The organism is Acidisoma sp. 7E03 (genome assembly GCF_054665075.1).
The window spans coordinates 114,955-135,412 of sequence record NZ_BAAFHE010000007.1; the positions used below are offsets into that span (position 1 = coordinate 114,955).

The 20,458-nt window shown below is 65.9% G+C and carries 15 protein-coding genes and 1 tRNA gene; 10 read left to right on the top strand and 6 right to left on the bottom strand.

Annotation, left to right across the window (positions count from 1 at the left end; all coding sequences use genetic code 11):
• The first annotated feature begins 91 nt into the window (after positions 1 to 91).
• From ACYQ6W_RS12580 to ACYQ6W_RS12590, 3 genes are all read left to right on the top strand, one after another.
• Positions 92 to 168, top strand: a tRNA-Pro gene (locus ACYQ6W_RS12580).
• A 133-nt stretch (positions 169 to 301) separates the two neighbouring features.
• On the top strand, positions 302 to 2,125 hold the full coding sequence (edd, locus tag ACYQ6W_RS12585; protein WP_459675671.1) for a phosphogluconate dehydratase: 1,824 nt from the start codon (positions 302 to 304) through the stop codon (positions 2,123 to 2,125).
• 96 nt (positions 2,126 to 2,221) lie between these two features.
• Positions 2,222 to 3,715 (top strand): multicopper oxidase family protein, encoded by a 1,494-nt coding sequence (locus ACYQ6W_RS12590; RefSeq protein ID WP_459675672.1) that lies wholly within the window; start codon positions 2,222 to 2,224, stop codon positions 3,713 to 3,715.
• Positions 3,716 to 3,731: 16 nt separating this feature from the next.
• Here the strand turns inward: ACYQ6W_RS12590 and ACYQ6W_RS12595 are convergent, their stop codons facing one another.
• Genes ACYQ6W_RS12595 through ACYQ6W_RS12610 form a run of 4 tightly spaced genes read right to left on the bottom strand, consistent with a single transcriptional unit; the run spans position 3,732 to position 5,825 of the window.
• A complete protein-coding gene (locus ACYQ6W_RS12595) occupies positions 3,732 to 3,989 on the bottom strand; it encodes a biotin/lipoyl-containing protein (RefSeq protein WP_459675673.1) in 258 nt (85 codons plus the stop codon).
• A gap of 18 nt (positions 3,990 to 4,007) precedes the next feature.
• Positions 4,008 to 4,427, bottom strand: coding sequence for a DUF3574 domain-containing protein (locus tag ACYQ6W_RS12600; RefSeq protein ID WP_459675675.1), 420 nt, complete (start codon positions 4,425 to 4,427; stop codon positions 4,008 to 4,010).
• Positions 4,428 to 4,444: 17 nt separating this feature from the next.
• A complete protein-coding gene (locus ACYQ6W_RS12605) occupies positions 4,445 to 5,020 on the bottom strand; it encodes a DNA-3-methyladenine glycosylase I (RefSeq protein ID WP_459675677.1) in 576 nt (191 codons plus the stop codon).
• The gene (locus tag ACYQ6W_RS12610) at positions 5,013 to 5,825 is read right to left on the bottom strand and encodes an ABC transporter ATP-binding protein (protein WP_459675678.1); all 813 of its coding nucleotides are present in this window, start codon (positions 5,823 to 5,825) and stop codon (positions 5,013 to 5,015) included. The genes ACYQ6W_RS12605 and ACYQ6W_RS12610 overlap by 8 nt, the downstream gene beginning before the upstream one ends.
• A gap of 309 nt (positions 5,826 to 6,134) precedes the next feature.
• Here ACYQ6W_RS12610 and ACYQ6W_RS12615 point away from each other — a divergent pair, with 309 nt between their 5' ends.
• From ACYQ6W_RS12615 to ACYQ6W_RS12625, 3 genes are all read left to right on the top strand, one after another.
• Positions 6,135 to 6,944 carry an ABC transporter substrate-binding protein gene (locus ACYQ6W_RS12615; protein WP_459675679.1) on the top strand — a complete coding sequence of 270 codons (810 nt, stop codon included), beginning with the start codon at positions 6,135 to 6,137 and terminating at the stop codon, positions 6,942 to 6,944.
• Between the two features lie 67 nt (positions 6,945 to 7,011).
• The gene (locus ACYQ6W_RS12620) at positions 7,012 to 7,704 is read left to right on the top strand and encodes an ABC transporter permease (protein ID WP_459675682.1); all 693 of its coding nucleotides are present in this window, start codon (positions 7,012 to 7,014) and stop codon (positions 7,702 to 7,704) included.
• Positions 7,701 to 8,405 carry an ABC transporter permease gene (locus ACYQ6W_RS12625; RefSeq protein ID WP_459675683.1) on the top strand — a complete coding sequence of 235 codons (705 nt, stop codon included), beginning with the start codon at positions 7,701 to 7,703 and terminating at the stop codon, positions 8,403 to 8,405. Before ACYQ6W_RS12620 ends, ACYQ6W_RS12625 begins: the two co-directional genes overlap by 4 nt.
• Positions 8,406 to 8,414: 9 nt before the next feature.
• On the opposite strand, the gene ACYQ6W_RS12630 is transcribed toward ACYQ6W_RS12625, so the two are convergent.
• Positions 8,415 to 9,590 carry a M20 aminoacylase family protein gene (locus ACYQ6W_RS12630; protein ID WP_459675684.1) on the bottom strand — a complete coding sequence of 392 codons (1,176 nt, stop codon included), beginning with the start codon at positions 9,588 to 9,590 and terminating at the stop codon, positions 8,415 to 8,417.
• Between the two features lie 211 nt (positions 9,591 to 9,801).
• Between ACYQ6W_RS12630 and ACYQ6W_RS12635 the strand changes: the two genes are divergently transcribed.
• The 4 genes from ACYQ6W_RS12635 to ACYQ6W_RS12650 are packed head-to-tail and all read left to right on the top strand — an operon-like array spanning position 9,802 to position 18,981.
• Positions 9,802 to 13,041: a maltotransferase domain-containing protein gene (locus ACYQ6W_RS12635; RefSeq protein ID WP_459675686.1), complete on the top strand. Its 3,240-nt coding sequence runs from the start codon at positions 9,802 to 9,804 to the stop codon at positions 13,039 to 13,041.
• A 2-nt stretch (positions 13,042 to 13,043) separates the two neighbouring features.
• Positions 13,044 to 16,358: a maltose alpha-D-glucosyltransferase gene (gene treS, locus ACYQ6W_RS12640; protein ID WP_459675687.1), complete on the top strand. Its 3,315-nt coding sequence runs from the start codon at positions 13,044 to 13,046 to the stop codon at positions 16,356 to 16,358.
• Positions 16,355 to 18,553, top strand: coding sequence for a 1,4-alpha-glucan branching protein GlgB (gene glgB, locus ACYQ6W_RS12645; protein ID WP_459675689.1), 2,199 nt, complete (start codon positions 16,355 to 16,357; stop codon positions 18,551 to 18,553). The genes treS and glgB overlap by 4 nt, the downstream gene beginning before the upstream one ends.
• Positions 18,550 to 18,981, top strand: a complete 432-nt coding sequence (locus ACYQ6W_RS12650; protein WP_459675690.1) for a VOC family protein — start codon at positions 18,550 to 18,552, stop codon at positions 18,979 to 18,981. The genes glgB and ACYQ6W_RS12650 overlap by 4 nt, the downstream gene beginning before the upstream one ends.
• Here ACYQ6W_RS12650 and ACYQ6W_RS12655 read toward each other — a convergent pair.
• A complete protein-coding gene (locus ACYQ6W_RS12655) occupies positions 18,970 to 20,400 on the bottom strand; it encodes a mannitol dehydrogenase family protein (protein WP_459675691.1) in 1,431 nt (476 codons plus the stop codon). The genes ACYQ6W_RS12650 and ACYQ6W_RS12655 overlap by 12 nt on opposite strands.
• Between the last annotated feature and the right edge of the window lie 58 nt (positions 20,401 to 20,458).

Sequence of the window (20,458 nt, forward strand, 5' to 3'; positions counted from 1 at the left end):
ATTCCTGCATCGCATTTCGGCGGCTGGGTGGCTTGCCCCGCCGCGCGGACCCCGCTATATGCCGGCCCTCGATTGATTTCGAGCCAGGTTTCGGGACGTAGCACAGCCTGGTAGTGCGCCTGCTTCGGGAGCAGGAGGCCGGAGGTTCGAATCCTCTCGTCCCGACCACCCCCCTTTTTTCTCTGGATGGACCGCCTCGCCTCCGGCGCGAGCGCGCGTTCGCCCGATACCGGAATAGCTGACGGCGGCACTCGAAGCCGTCTACAACCGTTCCGGCTAGGACGAGAGAGAAGGAGGCTTCATGGCAGGGATAGATGCTCGTATCGAAGCGGTAACGGAGCGTGTCCGCGCCCGCAGCGCCGCGAGCCGCGCTGCCTATCTCGCCCGCACCCGGGCGGCCGCTGAGGCCTATCCGCCGCGCTCCGGCCTGTCCTGCGCCAACCTCGCCCACGCCTATGCGCCGATGCCGGCCGGCGACAAGCATCGCCTGGCCAGCGGCGCTGCGCCCAACATCGGCATCATCACCTCGTACAACGACATGCTGTCGGCGCATCAACCCTTCGAGCATTATCCGGAGATCATCCGCCGGGCTGCCCGACTCGCCGGGGGCTTGGCGCAGGTGGCGGGCGGTGTGCCCGCCATGTGCGACGGCGTGACCCAGGGCAACCCCGGCATGGAGATGTCGCTCTTCTCGCGCGACGTCATCGCCATGAGCGTCGCGATCGGCCTCTCCCACAACGTCTATGACGGGGCGCTGATGCTCGGCGTCTGCGACAAGATCGTGCCGGGCCTCGTCATCGGCGCCCTGCAATACGGTCATCTGCCGACGATCTTCGTGCCGGCCGGCCCGATGACCTCGGGCATCTCCAACGCCGAGAAGGCCAAGGTCCGCCAGCAATATGCCCTGGGCGAGGTGGGCCGCGAGGCGCTGCTGGAAAGCGAGATGAAGGCCTATCACGGCCCCGGCACCTGCACCTTCTACGGCACCGCGAATTCCAACCAGATGCTGATGGAGGTGATGGGCCTGCATCTCCCAGGGGCCGCCTTTGTGCATCCCGGCACGCCCTTGCGGGACGCGCTGACCGGCGCCGCCGCGCGCCGCGTGCTGGAAATCTCCGCCCGCGGCAACCAATACACGCCGATCGCCGAGGTGGTGGACGAGCGCGCCGTCATCAACGGCATCGTGGCGCTGATGGCGACCGGCGGGTCGACCAACCACACCATCCATCTCGTCGCCATGGCGCGCGCCGCCGGCATCCACATCACCTGGGACGATTTCGACGCGATCTCCGCGGCCACACCGCTGCTCGCCCGCGTCTATCCGAACGGCAAGGCGGACGTGAACCATTTCCACGCGGCCGGCGGCATGGCCTTCCTCATCGGCGAACTGCTCGATGCCGGCCTGCTGCATGAGGACGTGGTGACGGTGGCGGGCCAGGGGCTCGCCGCCTACCGCCAGGAGCCAGCGCTCGACGAGGCTGGCCATCTGGTCTGGCGGCCCGGCGTCAGCCGCAGCGGCGATGCGGCGGTGCTCGCGCCGGTCGCCGCGCCTTTCGCGCCCGATGGCGGCTTGCGCCTCATGCGCGGCAATCTCGGGCGCGGCGTCATCAAGATATCGGCCGTCGCGCCCGAGCACCGGTTCGTCCGTGCGCCGGCCATCGTCTTCGATACGCAGGAGGCACTGGTGGCCGCGCATAAGCGCGGCGAATTGCAGCGGGACTTCATCGCCGTGCTGCGCCACCAGGGGCCGAGGGCCAATGGCATGCCGGAACTGCACCAGCTCACCCCCATTCTCGGCGCGCTGCAGGACCAAGGCTTCGATGTCGGCTTGGTCACGGACGGCCGCATGTCCGGCGCGTCCGGCAAGGTGCCGATGGTGATCCATCTTTCACCCGAGGTCTGTATGGGCGGACCGATCGGCCGGGTGCGGGATGGCGACATCATCACGCTCGACGCCGAGGCAGGCCGTGTTGTCGCGGAGGTGGACGAGGCGGACTGGGCGGCGCGGGACAATCCCCCCGACCATCACGACCCGCTTGCCGACACCATGGGGCGCGATCTGTTCGCGGGCCTGCGCGCGCGCGCGCTGACCGCGGAAGAGGGCGCGTGGAGCTTCGCTGCCTGACGGCGGGACGCCAGCGCGCCTCGGTTGACCTTCCCAGTCTGGGAATCTTTAAGATGCCGGCGGGGCGATGATAGGTCGCTCCGCCAGGAGTGCATCATGAGTTCCTTCCTGTCCCGTCGCGGCTTCCTGTCCGGCATGACAGCGGCCGGCGCAATCGCCGGCTTCGTGCCGCATCCGGCTCATGCCGCTCCCGCCGGCCGCCGCCTTCTTGCGACCTCCGCCACGCTGGATGTGAAGGGCCGCAGTGCGCGTGTTCTCCGCCTCGTCAACGACGCGGGCCGCCCGAGGCTGACACTCGATCCGGGCGAGGCCTTCCAGGTGACGCTCGAAAACCGGCTGGCGGAGAAGACCATCGTGCACTGGCACGGTCAGCTGCCGCCCTGGCAGCAGGATGGCTTTCCCTGGCCGCAGACGCCGCCGCTACCCCCTGGTGGACGCGCCGCCTATGACTTCACGCCCATCCCGGGCACGTTCTGGATGCATTCCCACCAGGACCTGCAGGAGCAGGCGCTGCTGGCGGCGCCACTGATCGTTCGGAGCCAGGCGGAGCGTGCGGAGGACCGGCAGGAGGTGGTGCTGATGCTGCACGACTTCAGCTTCCGGCCGCCGGCGGAACTTCTCGCGGGTCTGACCCATCAGGCCGCCGGGCAGGGCATGTCGATGGACATGCCAGCGGACAAGACCATGACGATGGACATGGGTATGGGCGGTACGATGGACATGGGGATGCCGATGGCCAAGGCGCCGGGCCAATCCTCCACCATGCCGGCGATGGACCTCAACGACATCGCTTATGACGCATTCCTCGCCAATGACCGGACGCTGGACGATCCCGAGGTCGTGCCGGTGGCTCCAGGCGGGCGTCTTCACCTGCGGGTCATCAACGGCGCGTCGTCCAGCGCCTTCTGGCTCGATCTCGGCAGCCTTCAAGCGACGGTCGCCGCGGTCGACGGGCATCCGGTCTTGCCGGTCACCGGCTCCCGCTTTCCGCTCTCCATCGCGCAGAGGATCGACCTCCTGATCGACCTGCCGACGGGGGGCGGCTCCTTTCCAATTCTGGCCCAGCTCGAGGGCAGCCCGCAGCGCACCGGCCTCATTCTGGCGACCCCGGGGGCGGCGGTCACTCGGATCGCGTCAGACGCCGATCAGGCGGCGCCGGCCGTCGACAACTCCCTGGAGCGGCGTCTGCGTGCGGCCGCGCCGCTCGCACAGCGCCGGACCGACCAGCGCGCGCGCATCCTGCTCGGCGGCGGGATGCAGCCCTATCGCTGGACGCTGAACGGCGAGGCCTGGCCCCAGGTGACGCCGCTCATGCTGAAGGCCGGCGCGCGGGTGGAAATCGACCTCGTCAATCAGACCATGATGGCGCATCCCATGCACCTGCATGGCCACGCCTTCCAGGTGCTGGAACTCGACGGACAGCCCATTGCGGGGGCGGTGCGGGATACGGTGCTGGTCGAAGCTGGACGGCAGGTGCGCATCGGCTTCGATGCGGTCAATCCCGGCCGCTGGGCGCTGCACTGCCACAACCTCTATCACATGATGACCGGCATGATGACGGAGCTGCGCTACCAGGGCCTCGCCGTGTGAGCAGGAGCGAGGCTGGTCAAACCGCCTCTTCCGCCTCGCCCGTCTCGATGATGCCGAGGATGGCGCCGACCGCCGCCACCTCGTCCTCGTCCACCACGATGGTCTTGAGCGTGCCCGTCGCCGGGCATTCCAGATCCATGTCGAGTTTCGGCGTGCTGATGACGCAGATGACGTCCCCGGCCTCGACCGGGTCGCCTTCCGAGGCCGTCCAGGCGCGGATGCGCGCTTCTTCGATCTTCTCGCCCAGCACCGGCATCACCAGTTCCACGTCCATGCGTCCCTCCTGCCGGCTCTACTCGTTAAATCCGGCGCAGCCGTCGACGGTGGTGACGCCGACCGCCTCCTGCTGGAATTCCTTTTCATAGGCCTTCATGACGTGCAGCAGCTTGGTCGCGAGCTCGGGGGAGGTGGGGGCGGCGACGGTAAGGATCTTGGTCGGGTCGTAATCGGTCTCGTGGTTCTTCTCGTCCATCCACTGGCCTGACCCATCGGCGACGGTGAAGCCGTCCGGGAAGGTCGGGGTGATGACCTTGGCCGTGAAATCGGCCCATTGCGCTTCTGTCACCCGCCCATGGTCGCCAATCGTCTCGCCGAAATAGAGCGTCGCGATGGTCATCGGCGTCTCGCCTTTGACGAGGCAGCCGGCGCGGGCGGCCGCCGGGCCTGCGATGGCGACAGCAAGGGCGAAGAGGAAGGTGGTGGTCTTCTTCATGATCGGCTCCGGCAGGTTCAGCGACGCGCCTTGCGGCAGAAACATGCTTTGGCGTGATCGTCCACCAGGCCCACGGCCTGCATCCAGGCATAGACGATGACGGGGCCCACGAATTTGAAGCCGCGCGCCTTCAGCGCTTTCGAAATTTCGATCGAGAGCGGCGTTTCGGCCGGCAGCGTCACGCCGTCACCGCGCAGAACGCGCCCCTTGGTGAAGCTCCAGGTGAAATCGGCGAAGTCCTCCCCCCGGTCGCGCATGGCGAGATAGGCGCGGGCGCCGCCGATGGTGGCCAGAATCTTGGCGCGCGCCCGGATGATGCCGGGATCGGCCATCAGCCGTTCGACATCCCGATCGTCGAAGGCCGCGACGGTCTCCGGCACGAAACCGCGGAAGGCGGTGCGGAAGCCCTCGCGGCGGAGCAGGATGGTGCGCCAGGAGAGGCCGGCCTGGAATCCTTCCAGCATCAGCATTTCCCACAGCATGCGGCTGTCCCGCACGGGCACGCCCCATTCATCGTCGTGATAGGCCTGCATCACCGGGTCGCTGTCCGCCCAGGCGCAGCGCAGCTTAGGCCGGCCCGCCGCCTCAGCCATGCATGCGCGAGAGGAACTGGCGGCAGCGTTCCGATTTCGGATGGAGGAAGACCTCGTCCGGTGTGCCCTCTTCCTCCACGAGCCCCTGATGGAGGAAGACGACGTGGCTCGCCACCTGGCGCGCGAAGGCCATCTCGTGCGTGACCACCAGCATGGTGCGGCCTTCGGCGGCGAGGTTGCGCATCACCGTCAGCACTTCGCCTACCAGTTCGGGGTCGAGCGCCGAAGTCGGTTCGTCGAAGAGCAGGACGGCCGGCTCCATGCAGAGGGCGCGGGCGATGCCGACGCGCTGCTGCTGGCCGCCCGACAGCTGCACCGGATAGGCGTCCCGCTTGGCTGCGAGCCCGACCTTGTCGAGCATCGCTTCCGCCCGCTCGACCGCCTCATGGCGGCTCAGGCCAAGAACGTGCATCGGCGCTTCGATGAGGTTCTGGATCACCGTCATATGGCTCCAGAGATTGAATTGCTGGAAGACCATGCCGAGTTCGCGGCGAATACGCTCCACTTGCCGGGCATCGGCGGGCTCCTGCGTGCCATCCCGCCGGCGGCGCATGCCGATCAGCTCGCCGCGGACCCGCACTTCGCCGGCATCGGGCATCTCCAGGAGATTGATGCAGCGCAGGAAGGTGCTCTTGCCGGAGCCGCTGCTGCCGAGGATGGCGATGACGTCGTGCTCATGGGCGGTGAGGGAGATGCCTTTCAGCACCTCATGCGGCCCGAAGCTCTTGCGCATGCCATCGACACGCAAAGCCTCTCCACCCTTCGTCACCCGGGCGGTTGCGTTCTCTTCCTGAACTAGGGCCATCGCGTGAAGCATCTCTTGCGGAAAGCCGATTGATCCCCGCAACTGGCTGAGCCTGTCAAGGGAAAGGCAGAGACCGGCAAAAAAGACGGTTCGATGGGTCGGGAACCGCGATGGCGGCTTGCCGTTTGACGGAATTGGCGGCAAGGGGGCGAGACGATGATGCGCGGTGCCGGCGGCACTCGCATTATCTCAAGGCGTGCCCTTTGCATGGCGGGCGGGACCATCCACCCCTCATGCATGGCGCGAGGCATCATGCGAGCCGGGCGAAAGGCGCCCGGCTCTCTTACGGACGTTAAAGGAGATGCGGTTATGAAGAAGCTTCTCGCTGCCGGCGCGCTGGCGGTCATGGCGCTCGGTCTCGGCTTCGCGCCGCTGGCCCAGGCCAAGGAATTCAAGGAAATCAAGTTCGGCGTCGATGCGACCTATCCGCCCTTCGAGAGCCTGTCGCCCTCGGGTCAGATGGAAGGCTTCGACATCGACCTCGGCAAGGCGATCTGCGCCTACCTGAAGGTGAAGTGCGTCTTCGTGTCGCAGACCTTCAGCGGCATCATTCCGGCGCTGCAGGCCCGCAAGTTCGACGCGATCCTTTCCTCCATGTCGAAGACACCGGAGCGCGAGAAGGCCATCGCCTTCTCCAGCGAGATGTATAACGAGCCGACCAGCCTGATCGCCAAGAAGGGCTCGGGGCTGCAAGCCACCGCCGAGAGCCTGAAGGGCAAGACGGTCGGCGTGGAAGCCGGCACCATCCAGGAATCCTACGCCAATACCTATTGGAAGCCGAACGGCGTGAAGGTCGTCTCCTACCCCGGCCAGGATCAGGTCTATGCCGATCTGCTCGCCGGCCGTCTCGACGCCTCGCTGCAGGATTCCGTCGAAGCCGATTACGGCTTCCTCAAGACGCCAAAGGGCCAGGACTACGCGCTCGTCGCCAACATCACCGCCGCCCAGGATCCGAAGGACGTGCTCGGCTCCTACGTCGCCATCGGCGTGCGCAAGAACGAGACGGCGCTGCTCGCCAAGATCAACGAGGCGATCGCCGCCATCCACAAGGACGGCACCTACGACAAGCTGCAGTCCAAGTATTTCCCCTTCAGCATCTATCAGACGCCCAACGACTGAGGTCGCCTGAACCTGGCCGCTGCCCGCACGGGCGGCGGCCGCCTGCCGTTCTCCCGGGGGAAGTTGCATGTTCAATCTGGCGGGCTACGGCCCGGCGATCCTGGCCGGTACGCTGACCACCATCGAGCTGTCGATCCTGACGCTCCTCGTCTCCTTCCTCCTCGGTCTTCTCGGCGCTTCGGCGAAACTCTCGAAGAGCCGTGTGGCCGCCGGCATCGCCACCGTCTACACCACCATTATCCGTGGCGTGCCCGATCTCGTTCTCATGCTGCTGCTCTTCTACAGCCTGCAGATCTGGCTGAACGATCTGACCGATGCGCTGGGGCTCGACCAGTTCAATCTCGATCCCTTCACGAGTGGCATCATCACCCTGGGCTTCATCTATGGCGCCTATTTCACTGAGACCTTCCGCGGCGCCTTCCTTGCCGTGCCGCGCGGGCAGATGGAAGCGGCGCGCGCCTTCGGCATGCGGCGCTTCTACGCCTTCCGCCGCATTCTCTTTCCGCAGATGATGCGCTATGCGCTGCCTGGGCTTGCCAACAACTGGCAGGTGATCCTGAAAGCGACCGCCCTCGTCTCGATCATCGGGCTATCGGACATCATCAAGGCGACTCAGGACGCGGGGAAGGCGACCTTCCGCACCTTCTTCTTCTCGGTGCTCGCCGCCGTCGTCTACCTGATCCTCACGACCGTCACCAACGGTGTGCTCGTCATGCTCGAACGGCGCTACGCCATCGGCGTGCGGAAGGCCGCGCTATGATCGATATCATCCAGCAATACTGGCGCGCCTTCCTCTATACGGACGGCTACACCATGACCGGTGTGGCGATGACGCTGTGGCTGCTCGTCATCTCCTGTCTCATCGGCTTCTGTCTGGCCATTCCGCTCGCCATCGCGCGCAATTCGAAAAATCCGTTTATCCGCCTGCCGGTCTGGGCCTACGTTTTCTTCTTCACCGGCACGCCGCTCTACGTGCAATTGCTGATCATCTATACGGGCGTCTACAGCCTCAGCATCGTGCAGCATACGAGCTTCCTGAATGCCTTCTTCCGCCAGGGGATCGACTGCACCATCCTGGCCTTCGGACTGAACACCGGCGCCTATACGACGCAGATCTTTGCAGGCGCGATGCGCGACACCGCTTTCGGTGAGATCGAGGCAGCACGGGCGATCGGCATGTCCCGTTTCACCACTTACCGCCGCATCATCATCCCGAGCGCGCTGCGCCGCGCTTTGCCGATGTACAGCAACGAGGTCATCCTCATGCTGCATTCGACGACACTGGCCTTCACCGCGACCGTGCCGGACATCCTGAAGATCGCCAATGACGCGAATTCCGCGACCTATCAGCCCTTCTGGTCCTTCGGCATCGCCGCCGTGCTCTACCTCTGCATTTCCTTCACGCTGATCTATCTCTTCCGCCGCGCCGAACGACGGTTCCTTGCTTTTCTGAAACCCTGAGGCGGCGCCTCAGGCTTTCAACAGCTGTTCAGCCAGCGTCGCCCAGTAGGAGGCGCCCACGGGCAGGATCTCGTCGTTGAAGTCATAGAGCGGGTGATGCAGACCGGGGTCGTTCGGGCCGCTGCCGGTGCCCAGCATGATGTAGCTGCCCTGCTTGGCATTCAGCATGTAGGAGAAGTCTTCGGCACCCATGGTGGGCCGCGGCATGGGGTGAACGCGGGCGGTGCCGGCCACGGCGGCGGCGGCGCGCACCGTCATCTCCGTCGCCTCCGGGTCGTTGATCGTCGCGGGGTAGTTGCGGCGGAACTCGGTGTCCACTGTCGCGCCGAAGGCGGCAGCGACCCCGGCCGTGATGCGCAACACGCCGGCCTCCAGCACCTCACCCACCTCGGGGTTGAACCAGCGCGCCGTGCCCCGCATCACCGCGCGCTCGGGAATCACGTTGTCGGCCTGGCCGGCGGCGATGGTGCCGATGGTGACGACGCCGGCTTCCGTCGGCTCCATGTTGCGCGCGACGATGGATTGCAGGCCGGTCACGATGTGCGCGGCAACCAGAATGGGGTCGATCCCCTCATTCGGCTTGGCGCCATGGGCGCCATGGCCGGTGACGGTGATGGTGATTTCGGCGGTGGCCGCCATCACCGGCCCCGTGCGCCACATGAAGGTGCCGGCGGGCACGCCGGGCCAGTTGTGTAGGCCGAAGACCTGATCCATCGGGAAGCGTTCGAAGAGCCCTTCCTCGACCATCACCCGGCCGCCGCCCTGGCCCTCTTCTGCGGGCTGGAAGATGACGTAGACGGTGCCGTCAAAATTCCGCGTCTCGGCGAGGTAACGGGCCGCGCCGAGCAGCATCGTGGTATGCCCGTCATGGCCGCAGGCATGCATGAGGCCCGGTGTCTCCGAAGCATAGGGCGCCCCGGTCTCCTCGAGAATGGGGAGAGCGTCCATGTCTGCGCGCAGTCCGATGGCCCGGCCCTTCTCGGCATTGCGGCCGCGGATGACGCCGACCACCCCGGTCTGGGCGATTCCGGTCACGATTTCGTCGACACCGAAGTCGCGTAGCTTCTCGGCGACCTTCTCGCTGGTGCGGGGGAGATCGAAGCCGAGTTCGGGATGAGCATGGAAATCCCGCCGCCAGGCCGTCATATCGGCGTGGAAATCGGCGATGCGGTTGATGATCGGCATGGGGCGGCCTCTCCAGTCGGGGTCCCCATCGTGCCGCGTCATGCTTGCCGCCGACAACCCCCCGATGCGCCTCGGAGGCGGCCCGCGCTTGCCCTCGGCCGTCCTCCGACGGAACGATCACCCTGGCAATTCGCGCACGCCGACCCACCTCCCCCCAGGAATCGCCGGCCCGCGAGGTGCCGGCTGTGTTGAGTGACGGAGAGCGCTACGGATGACCGTTCAGGCCGATCTCGCCCCTTTTCCTTCCTCCCAGGTGAGCCCCGCGCGGAGCGATTCGGCGCCGCGGCCCCGCATCTACATGATCCATCCCCTGCTCGCCGGCCCGCTCGCCGGCTGGGGGAGGCTGTTCGACCGCGCGGCCAGCTTGGGCTTTACCCATGTTCTGACGGCGCCACCCTTCGCGGGGCCTTCGCTGCACCTGGTCTCGGATTTCGGTCATTTGAACGAGGCCCTCGAGTGGCAGCGGACGGCGGAAGAGGGCCTCGCCCACCTTGCGGAAGAAGCACGCAGTCGTGATCTCGGGCTGCTGCTCGACGTGTCACCTGGCGCGGTCGCGGCTGGGGGCGCAGTGATGCAGCAGGCGCCGGCGCTGTTCAGCCCGAGCCTCGCCGGCCAGTCCCTCGACCCGCGCGCCTATGGCCCGGAGGCCGACGCGGCGACGGCCAATTGGGCCGAGGCCGCCGAAGCGCTGGCGGCCTTCTGGGCGGACCACTTGGCCGCATGGCGCAGCCTCGGGCTTGCCGGCTTCCGCATCGACCTCCTGGGTGTGACGGACGCTGCCCGGCCGTCCTTTCTCCGTGATCTGCGGGGTGCGAGCGACGGCCTGCTCCTGGGATGGACGCCGGGACTGGCCCGGGAAGCCATGGCCGCCTTGGCTGGGTCGGGCCTCGATTTCGTCTTTTCCTCTCTGCCCTGGTGGGATTTCCGTTCCGAGTGGCTGTGGGAGGAGATGGCGGTGCTGGAGACGGTGGCGCCGGTCATCGCGCCGGTGGAAGCGCCGTTCGGCCTTCGACTGGCAACGGCAGTCGGAGACCTGACGTTACTGCCGGCCGCCCAGAAGCGTGCGCTCGGCTTTGCCGCCGCTGCGGCGGATGGGCTTCTCATGCCCATGGGGTTCGAGAACGGCGAGACCCGGCCATGGGACCGGAGGCGCGGTGCGGTTCAAGATATGCCAGTGGTCCCAGCCGGTTTGACCGCATCCATCCAGGCGGCAAACCGCAGCGAAGCCCGTGGCACGCTTCGCCTCTTGTCCGGCCCCGATGCACCGAGCCTCGCCTTCCTGCGCACCGAGACCGATCTGCGCCAGGCGGAGACGGCCCGGCTGACCCTTTTGAATCCGTCCCTCCGCCGAAGAATGCAGGTGGCGCTCGGGCCCTTGCTGGCGGCTGCCGGCGGCCGCTTCCAAGCCGAGGACGCCGACGCCCTGACCCAGGTCTCGCTGGAGGCAGGCGCTCTGCGCACGATGACGCTCTCCGCCATGCCACCCGTGATCCTGGAGCGTCCGGCGCTCGCGAGCACGGCGCGGGTTGCGGCGGAGACGTCCCGCCGTGTTGCGATCGAGGCCGTGACGCCCGCCGTCGATGGCGGCGCCTTTCCGGTCAAGCGTCTGGCCGGGGAGACGGTGACGGTAGAGGCGGACATTCTTTGCGATGGGCATGACAAGCTTGGCGCAGTGCTGCTCTGGCGCCGCAAAGGCAAGGACGGCTGGGCCGAGACGCGGATGCGCCTCGTCACCAACGACCGCTGGCAGGCGGAATTTCCCCTGCCTGGCATCGGCGTCTATGAATTTGCCGTCGAAGCCTGGAGGGACGCCTTCGCCTCCTACCGCGACGAGTTGACCAAGAAACATCAGGCGGGACTGGACCTGAAGGTCGAGCTGATGGAGGGGCGCGCCCTGCTCGCTGGTGCAGGGCGTGATCTCGCCGATAGTCTCGTGCGTTTCGACGGGCTGGACACCGAAGGGCAGGTTGCACTGTTGCTTTCGAACGACACGACTTCCCGCATGGCAGCCGCCGATCCCCGACCCTTTGCTGTGCGCTCCACCATCTTCCCGGTGGATGCCGACCGGTTGGAGAGCCGCTTCGCCAGCTGGTATGAAATCTTCCCACGCTCGATGAGCGACGACGCCAATCGTCATGGGACCTTCCGGGATGTCGAGCGTCACCTGCCGCGCATCCGCGACATGGGTTTCAACGTCCTCTATTTCCCCCCGATCCATCCGATCGGCCGGACGAACCGCAAGGGCCGCAACAATACGCTGACGCCGGCGGAGACCGATCCCGGCAGCCCCTACGCGATTGGCAGCGATGCCGGCGGGCATGATGCCGTCCATCCTGAACTCGGCACGCTCGAAGACTTCCGTCATCTGGTGGCGGCGGCCGCCCAGCACGGGCTCGAAATCGCGCTCGATTTCGCCATCCAGTGCGCGCCGGATCATCCCTGGCTGAAGGAACATCCCGGCTGGTTCGACTGGCGGCCGGACGGCTCAATCAAATATGCGGAGAATCCCCCGAAGAAATATCAGGACATCGTCAACGTCGACTTCTACGCGAAGGACGCGGTCCCTGACCTTTGGGTGGAGCTTGCGCGGGTCGTACTCTTCTGGTGCGACCAGGGTGTCCGTATCTTCCGCGTCGACAATCCGCACACCAAGCCCTTCCCCTTCTGGGAGTGGATGATCGCCGAGGTGCGCGCACGCTTTCCGGGCACGCAGTTCCTGGCGGAAGCCTTCACCCGGCCGAAGATCATGAACCGGCTCGGCAAGATCGGCTTCAGCCAGTCCTATACCTATTTCACCTGGCGCAACGCGCGCTGGGAACTGGAAGAATATATGACGACCCTGACGCAGGGGCCGGAGGCAGACTTCTTCCGTCCGAATTTCTTCGTCAATACGCCGGACATCAACCCGGTCTTTCTGCAGAATTCGGGCCGCCCTGGTCATCTCATCCGCGCCTGTCTGGCGGCCACGCTTTCCGGCCTGTGGGGCGTCTATTCCGGCTTCGAGCTGTGCGAGGCGACGCCGCTGCCCGGGCGCGAAGAATACAAGGATTCGGAGAAGTATCAGCTGCGCGCCTGGGATTGGGACAGGCCCGGGAACATCGTCGCGGAGATCACGCTGCTCAATCGCATTCGCCGTCAGAACCCGGCGCTGCAATCGCATCTCGGCATCCGTTTCCTGCCCTCCGACAACGAGCAGGTGATCATCTACGAACGTTTCACGCCGGATCGCTCGAACTGTGTGATCGTCGCAGTCAATCTCGACCCTTACCACTACCAGGAAAGCAATACGGAGCTACCCTTCTATGCCTGGGGCGTGCCCGACCATGGTACGCTCGCTGCCGCCGATCTCGTCCCCGGCCGCCGCATTCAATGGCAGAGCAAGTGGCAGCGCTTCACCCTTGATCCGAGCTTTCCTTTCGCCATTTGGCGCGTCGAACCGGAGACCGTCTGACCATGGATACCCAGACCCAGACCCAGACCGTGACCATCCTCGATGATCCGCAGTGGTATAAGGATGCGGTCATCTACCAGCTGCACGTGAAGTCCTTCTTCGACGCCAACAACGACGGTGTCGGCGATTTTCCCGGCCTGCTGCAGAAGCTCGATTACATCGCCGAGCTCGGTGTGACCGCGATCTGGCTGCTGCCCTTCTATCCTTCGCCGCGCCGGGATGACGGCTATGACATCGCCGACTATCGCGGCGTCCATGCGGATTACGGGTCGCTCGAGGACGTGCAGCGTTTCATCGATGCAGCACATGAGCGGGGCCTCCGCGTCATCACCGAACTTGTCATCAACCACACCAGCGACCAGCATCCCTGGTTCCAGCGGGCGCGCATGGCGCCCCCGGGCTCGCCGGAGCGGGACTTTTACGTCTGGTCGGATACGGATACCAAATATGCTGGTACCCGAATCATTTTCGTGGATACGGAGAAGAGCAACTGGACCTGGGATGAGCAAGCCGGCGCCTATTACTGGCATCGCTTCTACTCCCACCAGCCGGACCTCAACTTCGACAACCCGGCGGTGATGGAGGAAGTCCTCGCCGTCATGCGCTTCTGGCTCGACATGGGCGTGGACGGCCTCCGGCTCGACGCGGTGCCCTATCTCGTCGAGCGTGAGGGGACGATCAACGAGAATCTGCCCGAGACCCATGCCATCCTCAAGCGCATCCGCGCCGAGATGGAGGCGCATTCGCCGGGCAAGATGCTGCTGGCCGAGGCCAATCAGTGGCCGGAGGATGCCCAGGTCTATTTCGGTGAGGGGGACGAGTGTCATATGTCCTTCCACTTTCCGCTGATGCCGCGCATGTACATGGCGATCGCGCGGGAAGACCGCTTCCCCATTACCGACATCATGCGACAGACGCCGGACATCCCCGACAACTGCCAATGGGCGATTTTCCTGCGCAACCATGACGAGCTGACGCTCGAGATGGTGACGGACAGCGAGCGGGATTATCTGTGGGAAACCTATGCGCGGGACCGTCGCGCCCGCATCAACCTCGGCATCCGCCGGCGGCTGGCGCCGCTGTTGGAGCGCGACCGCCGGCGTATCGAGCTGATGAACACGCTGCTGCTTTCCATGCCCGGCACGCCGGTGATCTATTACGGTGACGAGATCGGCATGGGGGACAACATCCATCTCGGAGATCGCGACGGCGTCCGCACGCCGATGCAGTGGTCCTACGACCGCAACGGTGGCTTCTCACGCGCCGATCCGGCCTCCCTCGTGCTGCCCGCCATCATGGACCCGCTCTACGGCTTCCAAGCGTTGAACGTGGAGGCGCACGAGGCGGATCAGCATTCCCTGCTGCATTGGATGCGCCGCATGCTGGCCGTACGGAAGAGCCATCCTGCCTTCGGTCGCGGCACCCTGCGTTTCCTGTACCCCGGCAACCGTAAGATTTTTGCCTATCTCCGCGAGATTCCGGGAGAGGATGGCGAATCCGTACTCTGCGTCTGCAACCTGTCGCGCACTGCGCAGGCGGTGGAGTTGGATCTCTCCAGCTTCGCGGGACGCGTACCGGTGGATATCGTCGGCGGTTCCATCTTTCCGCCGATCGGGCAGCTCACCTACCTGCTGACGCTACCCCCCTATGGCTGCTTCTGGTTCCTGCTCGCGGAGCAGGCGGAACTACCGGCCTGGCATACGCCCGCACCCGTCGCCTTGCCGGAGTTCGCGACCATCGTGATCCGCAACGGTATCGCGGACGTCACCATGCCCGTTGCGCGCCGTCTCCTGGAGAGCGAATCCCTCGCCGCCTACGTGCCGACACGCCGATGGTTTGCCAATAAGGGCGCCCCCATCGACAGCCTGGCCATCGCCTATGCCGTGGCGGTGCCAGGCGCGCGCGACGTGCTGCTGACCGAGATCGAAACGCGGCAGGGAAGCGAGGTGAGCCGTTACGTGCTGCCGCTCGCGATTTCCTGGGAGCAGGCCGAACCTGTCTCACCGCTCGTGCAACAGCTGGCGGTCGCCCGCGTGCGTTTGTTCCGTCGGGTCGGCTTGCTGACGGATGCCTTCGCGGTGGACGGGTTCGCGCGCGCGATCCTCAAGGATCTCGCACAAGAGACGACGATCGCGACGCTGGACGGCGAACTTCAGTTCCGTCCGAGCAGCCTCGGCCGGACGCTTGAACTCTCCGAGCTGCCGGAGATCCGCCGCCTCTCGGCCGAACAATCCAACAGCAGCCTGGTTGTGGACGATCAGATCGTCCTCAAGCTGCTGCGGCGGGTGAGCCCGGGCGTCCATCCGGAAGGGGAGATGACCCGCTATCTCACCGAGAAAGGCTACGGCAATACGGCACCTTTCCTGGGCGAACTGGTGCGCATCGCTGCCGACGGCACGCCGCATACGCTCATGATCGTGCAGAGTTTCGTGCGCAATCAGGGCGATGGATGGACCTGGACGCTCGACTATCTCTCCCGCGCCGTCGAAGAAATCGCCCGTGTCGGCCAGACGACGGAGGCGGCTGAGGAAGCACCCTTCGCGACCTACACGCGGTTTGCAAGCGCCCTCGGCCAGCGTCTCGGAGAGATGCACGCCGTCCTCTCAGAACCTGCCGAGGACCCGGCATTCGCGCCCGAAATTGCGCATGAGGAGACGGTCCTGGGCTGGGCGGACTCGGCCATCGAGCAGATCGATCTCGCGGTCGACCTTCTGCGCGGCCGTCAGGATTTCGCGGACGAGGAGACGGCACAACTCGCGGCCACCGCGCTGGAGCGCGCGGACGCGGTGCGCAGCGTGGTGCGCGAGCGGGCGGGTCTTGGCCTCGGCGCCACCTGCACGCGCATCCATGGCGACCTGCATCTCGGCCAGGTGCTCGTGGTCCAGAATGATGCCTATCTGATCGATTTCGAAGGGGAACCGGCGCGGCCGCTGCACCAGCGGCGCATGAAGTCCTCGGGTCTACGGGACGTTGCGGGGGTTCTTCGGAGCTTCGACTATGCGACGGCGACGGCCGCGGCGGCACCTGGTGTCGACGCGCTTTCGCCTGCCGCCGCCGAGCGACACGGGCTGCTGCTGTCGCAGTTCCGCACCGAGGCTGGCGCTGCATTCATCGAGGCCTATCGCGCAGTGCTCCATGCGGCCGACCGGCCTTGGGTCTCGGCCACTGCGGAAGCCGCACTGCTCGATCTCTTCCTGATCGAGAAGGCAGCTTATGAAATCCGCTACGAGATTCTGAACCGACCGGCCTGGCTTGGAATACCGCTGCGCGGCTTCATCGAAATCGCCGAGAGGCTGCTTGGGGAGAGCGTGTCGTGAGCGACGTTTTGAGTAACACGCATCGCCCCGATCAGGGCGCCGTTGACGCCATCCTGCATGCGCGGCATGGGGATCCCTTCTCACTTCTCGGCCCGCATGACTGCGAGGGCGGCTGCGCCGTACGAACCTTCCAGCCCGGTGCAGTCGAGGTCGAGGTTCTCGCCAAGGACAGCGATCAGCGGCTTGCCAGCCTCTCGCTGATCGACCCGCAGGGATTCTGGAGCGGGCTGATGCCGGCGCGTCTCCCCTATCGGCTGCGCATCACCGATCGGGACGGCGTGCGCATCGTGGAAGATCCCTATTCCTTTGGCCCCTCGCTTGGTGAGATCGACATCTATCTGTTGGCGGAGGGGCGCCACCATGATCTCGGCCGGGCGCTGGGTGCCCATCCCGTGGTGCAGGATGGCGTACCCGGCACGCGCTTTGCCGTGTGGGCGCCCAATGCCCGGCGTGTTTCGGTGGTGGGCGCATTCAACAACTGGGATGGCCGGTGCCATCCGATGCGTCATCATCCCGGGCCCGGCGTGTGGGACATCTTCATCCCGCGTATCGGCCCCGGCACCGTCTATAAATACGAAATCCTCGGGCCCCACGGTCACGTTCTGCCATTGAAGGCGGACCCCGTGGCAGGCCGCGCCGAAATGCCGCCGCGCACCGCCTCCGTCGTCGTTGATGACCGCTTCGTATGGACCGACCATGCTTGGATGGAAGGGCGGAGACATCAGGCGGGGCAACGGGACCAGCCGATCTCCATCTACGAGGTGCATGCCGGCTCCTGGATCGGCGGACCGGAGGACGGGCGCGACGTCTGGACGCGCTTGGCGGAGACGCTGATCCCCTACGTGTCCGCGATGGGTTTCACCCATGTCGAGTTTCTACCGGTGATGGAGCATCCTTTCGGAGGTTCTTGGGGCTATCAGCCGCTCGGACAATTCGCCCCCTCCGCCGCTTTCGGCTCACCGGAATCCTTCGCGGCTCTCATCGACCGGTGCCACCGCGCTGGGATCGGCGTCATTCTCGATTGGGTCCCGGCACATTTTCCCGGGGACGCGCATGGCCTGGCGCAGTTCGACGGTACCGCGCTCTACGAGCATGCCGATCCGCGCGAGGGCTTCCATCAGGACTGGAACACCTACATCTACAACCTCGGGCGCAACGAGGTGCGGGGATTCCTCATCGGCAGCGCGCTGCATTGGCTCGAGCACTATCACGTCGATGGGCTTCGCGTGGATGCCGTCGCTTCCATGCTCTACCGCGATTACAGCCGCAAACAAGGCGAGTGGGTGCCCAACATTTATGGCGGGCGGGAGAATCTCGAGGCCATCTCCTTCCTGCGGGAACTATCGGAGGTCGTGAAGGCACGTTGCCCCGGTACCGTGCTCATCGCCGAAGAGAGCACGGCCTGGCCCGGCGTCAGCCGACCGGTTTCCGAAGGCGGCCTCGGCTTCCACTACAAGTGGAACATGGGCTGGATGCACGACACCTTACACTACATGGAGGAGGAGAGCATTCATCGCGGCTGGCATCATGATCAGATTGCCTTTGGCCTGGTCTATGCCTTCTCCGAAAATTTCGTCCTGCCGCTGTCGCATGACGAGGTGGTGTATGGAAAAGGCTCGCTCATCGGCAAGATGAGCGGCGATCACTGGCAAAAGTTCGCCAATCTGCGCGCCTACTTCGGTTTCATGTGGACGCATCCGGGCAAGAAGCTGCTCTTCATGGGGGGTGAGATTGCGCAGGAGCGCGAGTGGAACCATGACGGCACGCTCGACTGGTGGCTGCTGGACAGGCCTGAACATGCCGGGGTGCAGCGCCTAGTGCGCGATCTCAACGCCGTCTACCGCGCGACGCCTGCGCTTCACGCCAAGGACTGCGAGGGGGATGGCTTCCGCTGGGTGGTGTTGCACGATCGGGACCAGAGCGTCTTCGCCTATCTCCGGCTCGGCCGGGAAGGCGACAAGCCGGTGCTGGTGGTGTGCAACTTCACGCCGGTGCCGCGCATCGGCTACGAGCTCGGCGTGCCGCAGGCGGGAGGCTGGCGAGAAGTGGTCAACACGGATAGCGCCCTTTATGGCGGGTCCAATCTCGGCAATGGCGGCTGGGTACAGGCGGAGGCGCACGGCTGGGGGGACTGGCCCGCGCGCATCGCTCTGACCCTGCCGCCTCTCGCCACCGTGGTGCTGGAGGCAGGGTGACGGCGCCACCCGTCACGCGCTTTCTGGAATGCGCGCTCTATGTCGAGGATCTCGATCGGGCGCGGGGCTTTTACATGCGCGTCTTCGGCTTTGCGGTGATGTTCGCGGATCCGCGCATGGTGGCGCTCGACGTGCCGGGCCGTCAGGCGCTGCTGTTGTTTCGCGCGGGTGAGACGGCCGCGCCCAACGAAAGCCCCTTCGGCCTCGTGCCGGGTCACGGCGCCCAAGGTCCGCAGCATCTCTGCTTCGCCATTCCGCCCGATGCCATTGCGGACTGGGAGCGGCACCTCGACGCTCTCGGAATCCCGATCGAAAGCCGCGTCACCTGGGGCGGGGGTGGACGCAGCCTCTATTTCCGGGACCCGGACGGCCATTCCCTGGAAGTCGCGACACCCGGGCTATGGCGGAACGATCCGCTAGAGCGCTGAGCCGGTGCGCCCTGCGGCGGTGCGCGCGCCCTGCTGCATCAAGGTGTCATAGGCGTTCGTCACCGCGGCAATGAAGACCTCGTCCTGCGGCAGGTCGTTCCCGAAGATCTGCGGCAGAGAGAGCACCGCGCCCACCCGCCCGGGCGCGTCCGTGGCGTCCTCCTGCACGGAGCGCAGCTTTTCCGCCAGCGGGTCGCGCACGTCGATCGCGGCGCCTCTTTCGTCCTCACCGCCGACATAGCGAATCCAGGCCGCGATCACGAGGGCGAGGCAAGGCAGCGGCAGGTCACGCGCCCGGCGCTCCCGCACGGTGCCTAGCAGGCGCTGGGGCAGCTTCTGCGACCCGTCCATGGCAATCTGCCAGGTGCGGTGGCGAATCGCGGGGTTGCGGAAGCGCGCGTCGAGCGCCGCGACATAGGCGCCGAGGTCCGCGCCCGGCGGTGCAGGCACCACGGGCAGGATCTCGTCCTGCCACAGCCGCTGCACGAAGCCGGCGAGCGCCGCATCGGACATGGTCTGGGCGATGGTCTCATGACCGGCGAGATAGCCGAGATAGGCGAGGGCGGAATGGGCGCCGTTAAGGAGGCGCAGCTTCATGTGCTCGTAGGGCTCGACCTCGGCCACCATCTCGGCGCCGACCGTCTCCCAGGCCGGGCGAGCGCCGCTGACGAAGTGATCCTCGATCACCCATTGTCGGAAGGGTTCATGCACCACCGGGGCGGCATCCGCGAAACCGGTCAGCGTTTCTGCTTCCGTAATGTCGGCTGCCGTCGTCGCGGGCACGATGCGATCCACCATCGCACAGGGAAATGCGCCTTCCGTCCTAATCCAGGCGGCGAGGTCAGGCGCGCTGCGCTCCGCGAATTCCAGCACCAGCCCACGCACCACGCGGCCGTTGGCAGGCAGGTTGTCGCAGCACAGCACGGTGAAGGGGGAAAGCCCCGCCGCATGCCGCCGCCGCAGCGCTTCCACCATGAAGCCGATGGCGCCTTTGGGCGTGGCTGGATTGGCTAGGTCATGCACGATCGTCGGATGCGACCAGTTGATCCGGCCCGTTGCCGGATCGTGACAATAGCCCTTCTCGGTGATCGTCAGCGTCACGATGCGCGTTGTCTCTGCGCTCATCGCGGCCAGCACCGCGGCAGGGTCCTCTGGCGCCACCAAGACGCCGGTGAGGCAGGTGACGATGCGGGCCGCCGTGCCCTCCGGCCGGCGCTCCAGCGCCGTGTAGAGGCAGTCTTGCGGGGCGAGGTGATCGCGCTGGTCCGGCCGTTGCAGGCTGACGCCAAGAATCCCCCAGCCGTGTTCTCCGCTATCCTCCGTATAGAGGGCGAGGTGCGCGCGGGCGAAGGCGCCCAGGCCGAGATGGACGATCCCCGTCGTCCACAGGGGTTGGTCTGTCGTTCTATGCAGCCGCATGGCGTGTCCTTCGTCGAAACGCAGAACCGTCGGGCTTTCAGGCCGTCCCATCCATGCG

Excerpts from the sequence above, each read along its gene's own strand:
- ACYQ6W_RS12590 (WP_459675672.1), top strand. The coding sequence starts at position 2,222 with ATGAGTTCCTTCCTGTCCCGTCGCGGCTTCCTGTCCGGCATGACAGCG.
- ACYQ6W_RS12605 (WP_459675677.1), bottom strand. The coding sequence starts at position 5,020 with ATGGCTGAGGCGGCGGGCCGGCCTAAGCTGCGCTGCGCCTGGGCGGAC.
- ACYQ6W_RS12620 (WP_459675682.1), top strand. The coding sequence starts at position 7,012 with ATGTTCAATCTGGCGGGCTACGGCCCGGCGATCCTGGCCGGTACGCTG.
- ACYQ6W_RS12615 (WP_459675679.1), top strand. The coding sequence starts at position 6,135 with ATGAAGAAGCTTCTCGCTGCCGGCGCGCTGGCGGTCATGGCGCTCGGT.
- ACYQ6W_RS12625 (WP_459675683.1), top strand. The coding sequence starts at position 7,701 with ATGATCGATATCATCCAGCAATACTGGCGCGCCTTCCTCTATACGGAC.
- ACYQ6W_RS12610 (WP_459675678.1), bottom strand. The coding sequence starts at position 5,825 with ATGGCCCTAGTTCAGGAAGAGAACGCAACCGCCCGGGTGACGAAGGGT.
- ACYQ6W_RS12655 (WP_459675691.1), bottom strand. The coding sequence starts at position 20,400 with ATGCGGCTGCATAGAACGACAGACCAACCCCTGTGGACGACGGGGATC.
- ACYQ6W_RS12600 (WP_459675675.1), bottom strand. The coding sequence starts at position 4,427 with ATGAAGAAGACCACCACCTTCCTCTTCGCCCTTGCTGTCGCCATCGCA.
- ACYQ6W_RS12635 (WP_459675686.1), top strand. The coding sequence starts at position 9,802 with ATGACCGTTCAGGCCGATCTCGCCCCTTTTCCTTCCTCCCAGGTGAGC.
- edd (WP_459675671.1), top strand. The coding sequence starts at position 302 with ATGGCAGGGATAGATGCTCGTATCGAAGCGGTAACGGAGCGTGTCCGC.
- ACYQ6W_RS12595 (WP_459675673.1), bottom strand. The coding sequence starts at position 3,989 with ATGGACGTGGAACTGGTGATGCCGGTGCTGGGCGAGAAGATCGAAGAA.
- treS (WP_459675687.1), top strand. The coding sequence starts at position 13,044 with ATGGATACCCAGACCCAGACCCAGACCGTGACCATCCTCGATGATCCG.
- ACYQ6W_RS12630 (WP_459675684.1), bottom strand. The coding sequence starts at position 9,590 with ATGCCGATCATCAACCGCATCGCCGATTTCCACGCCGATATGACGGCC.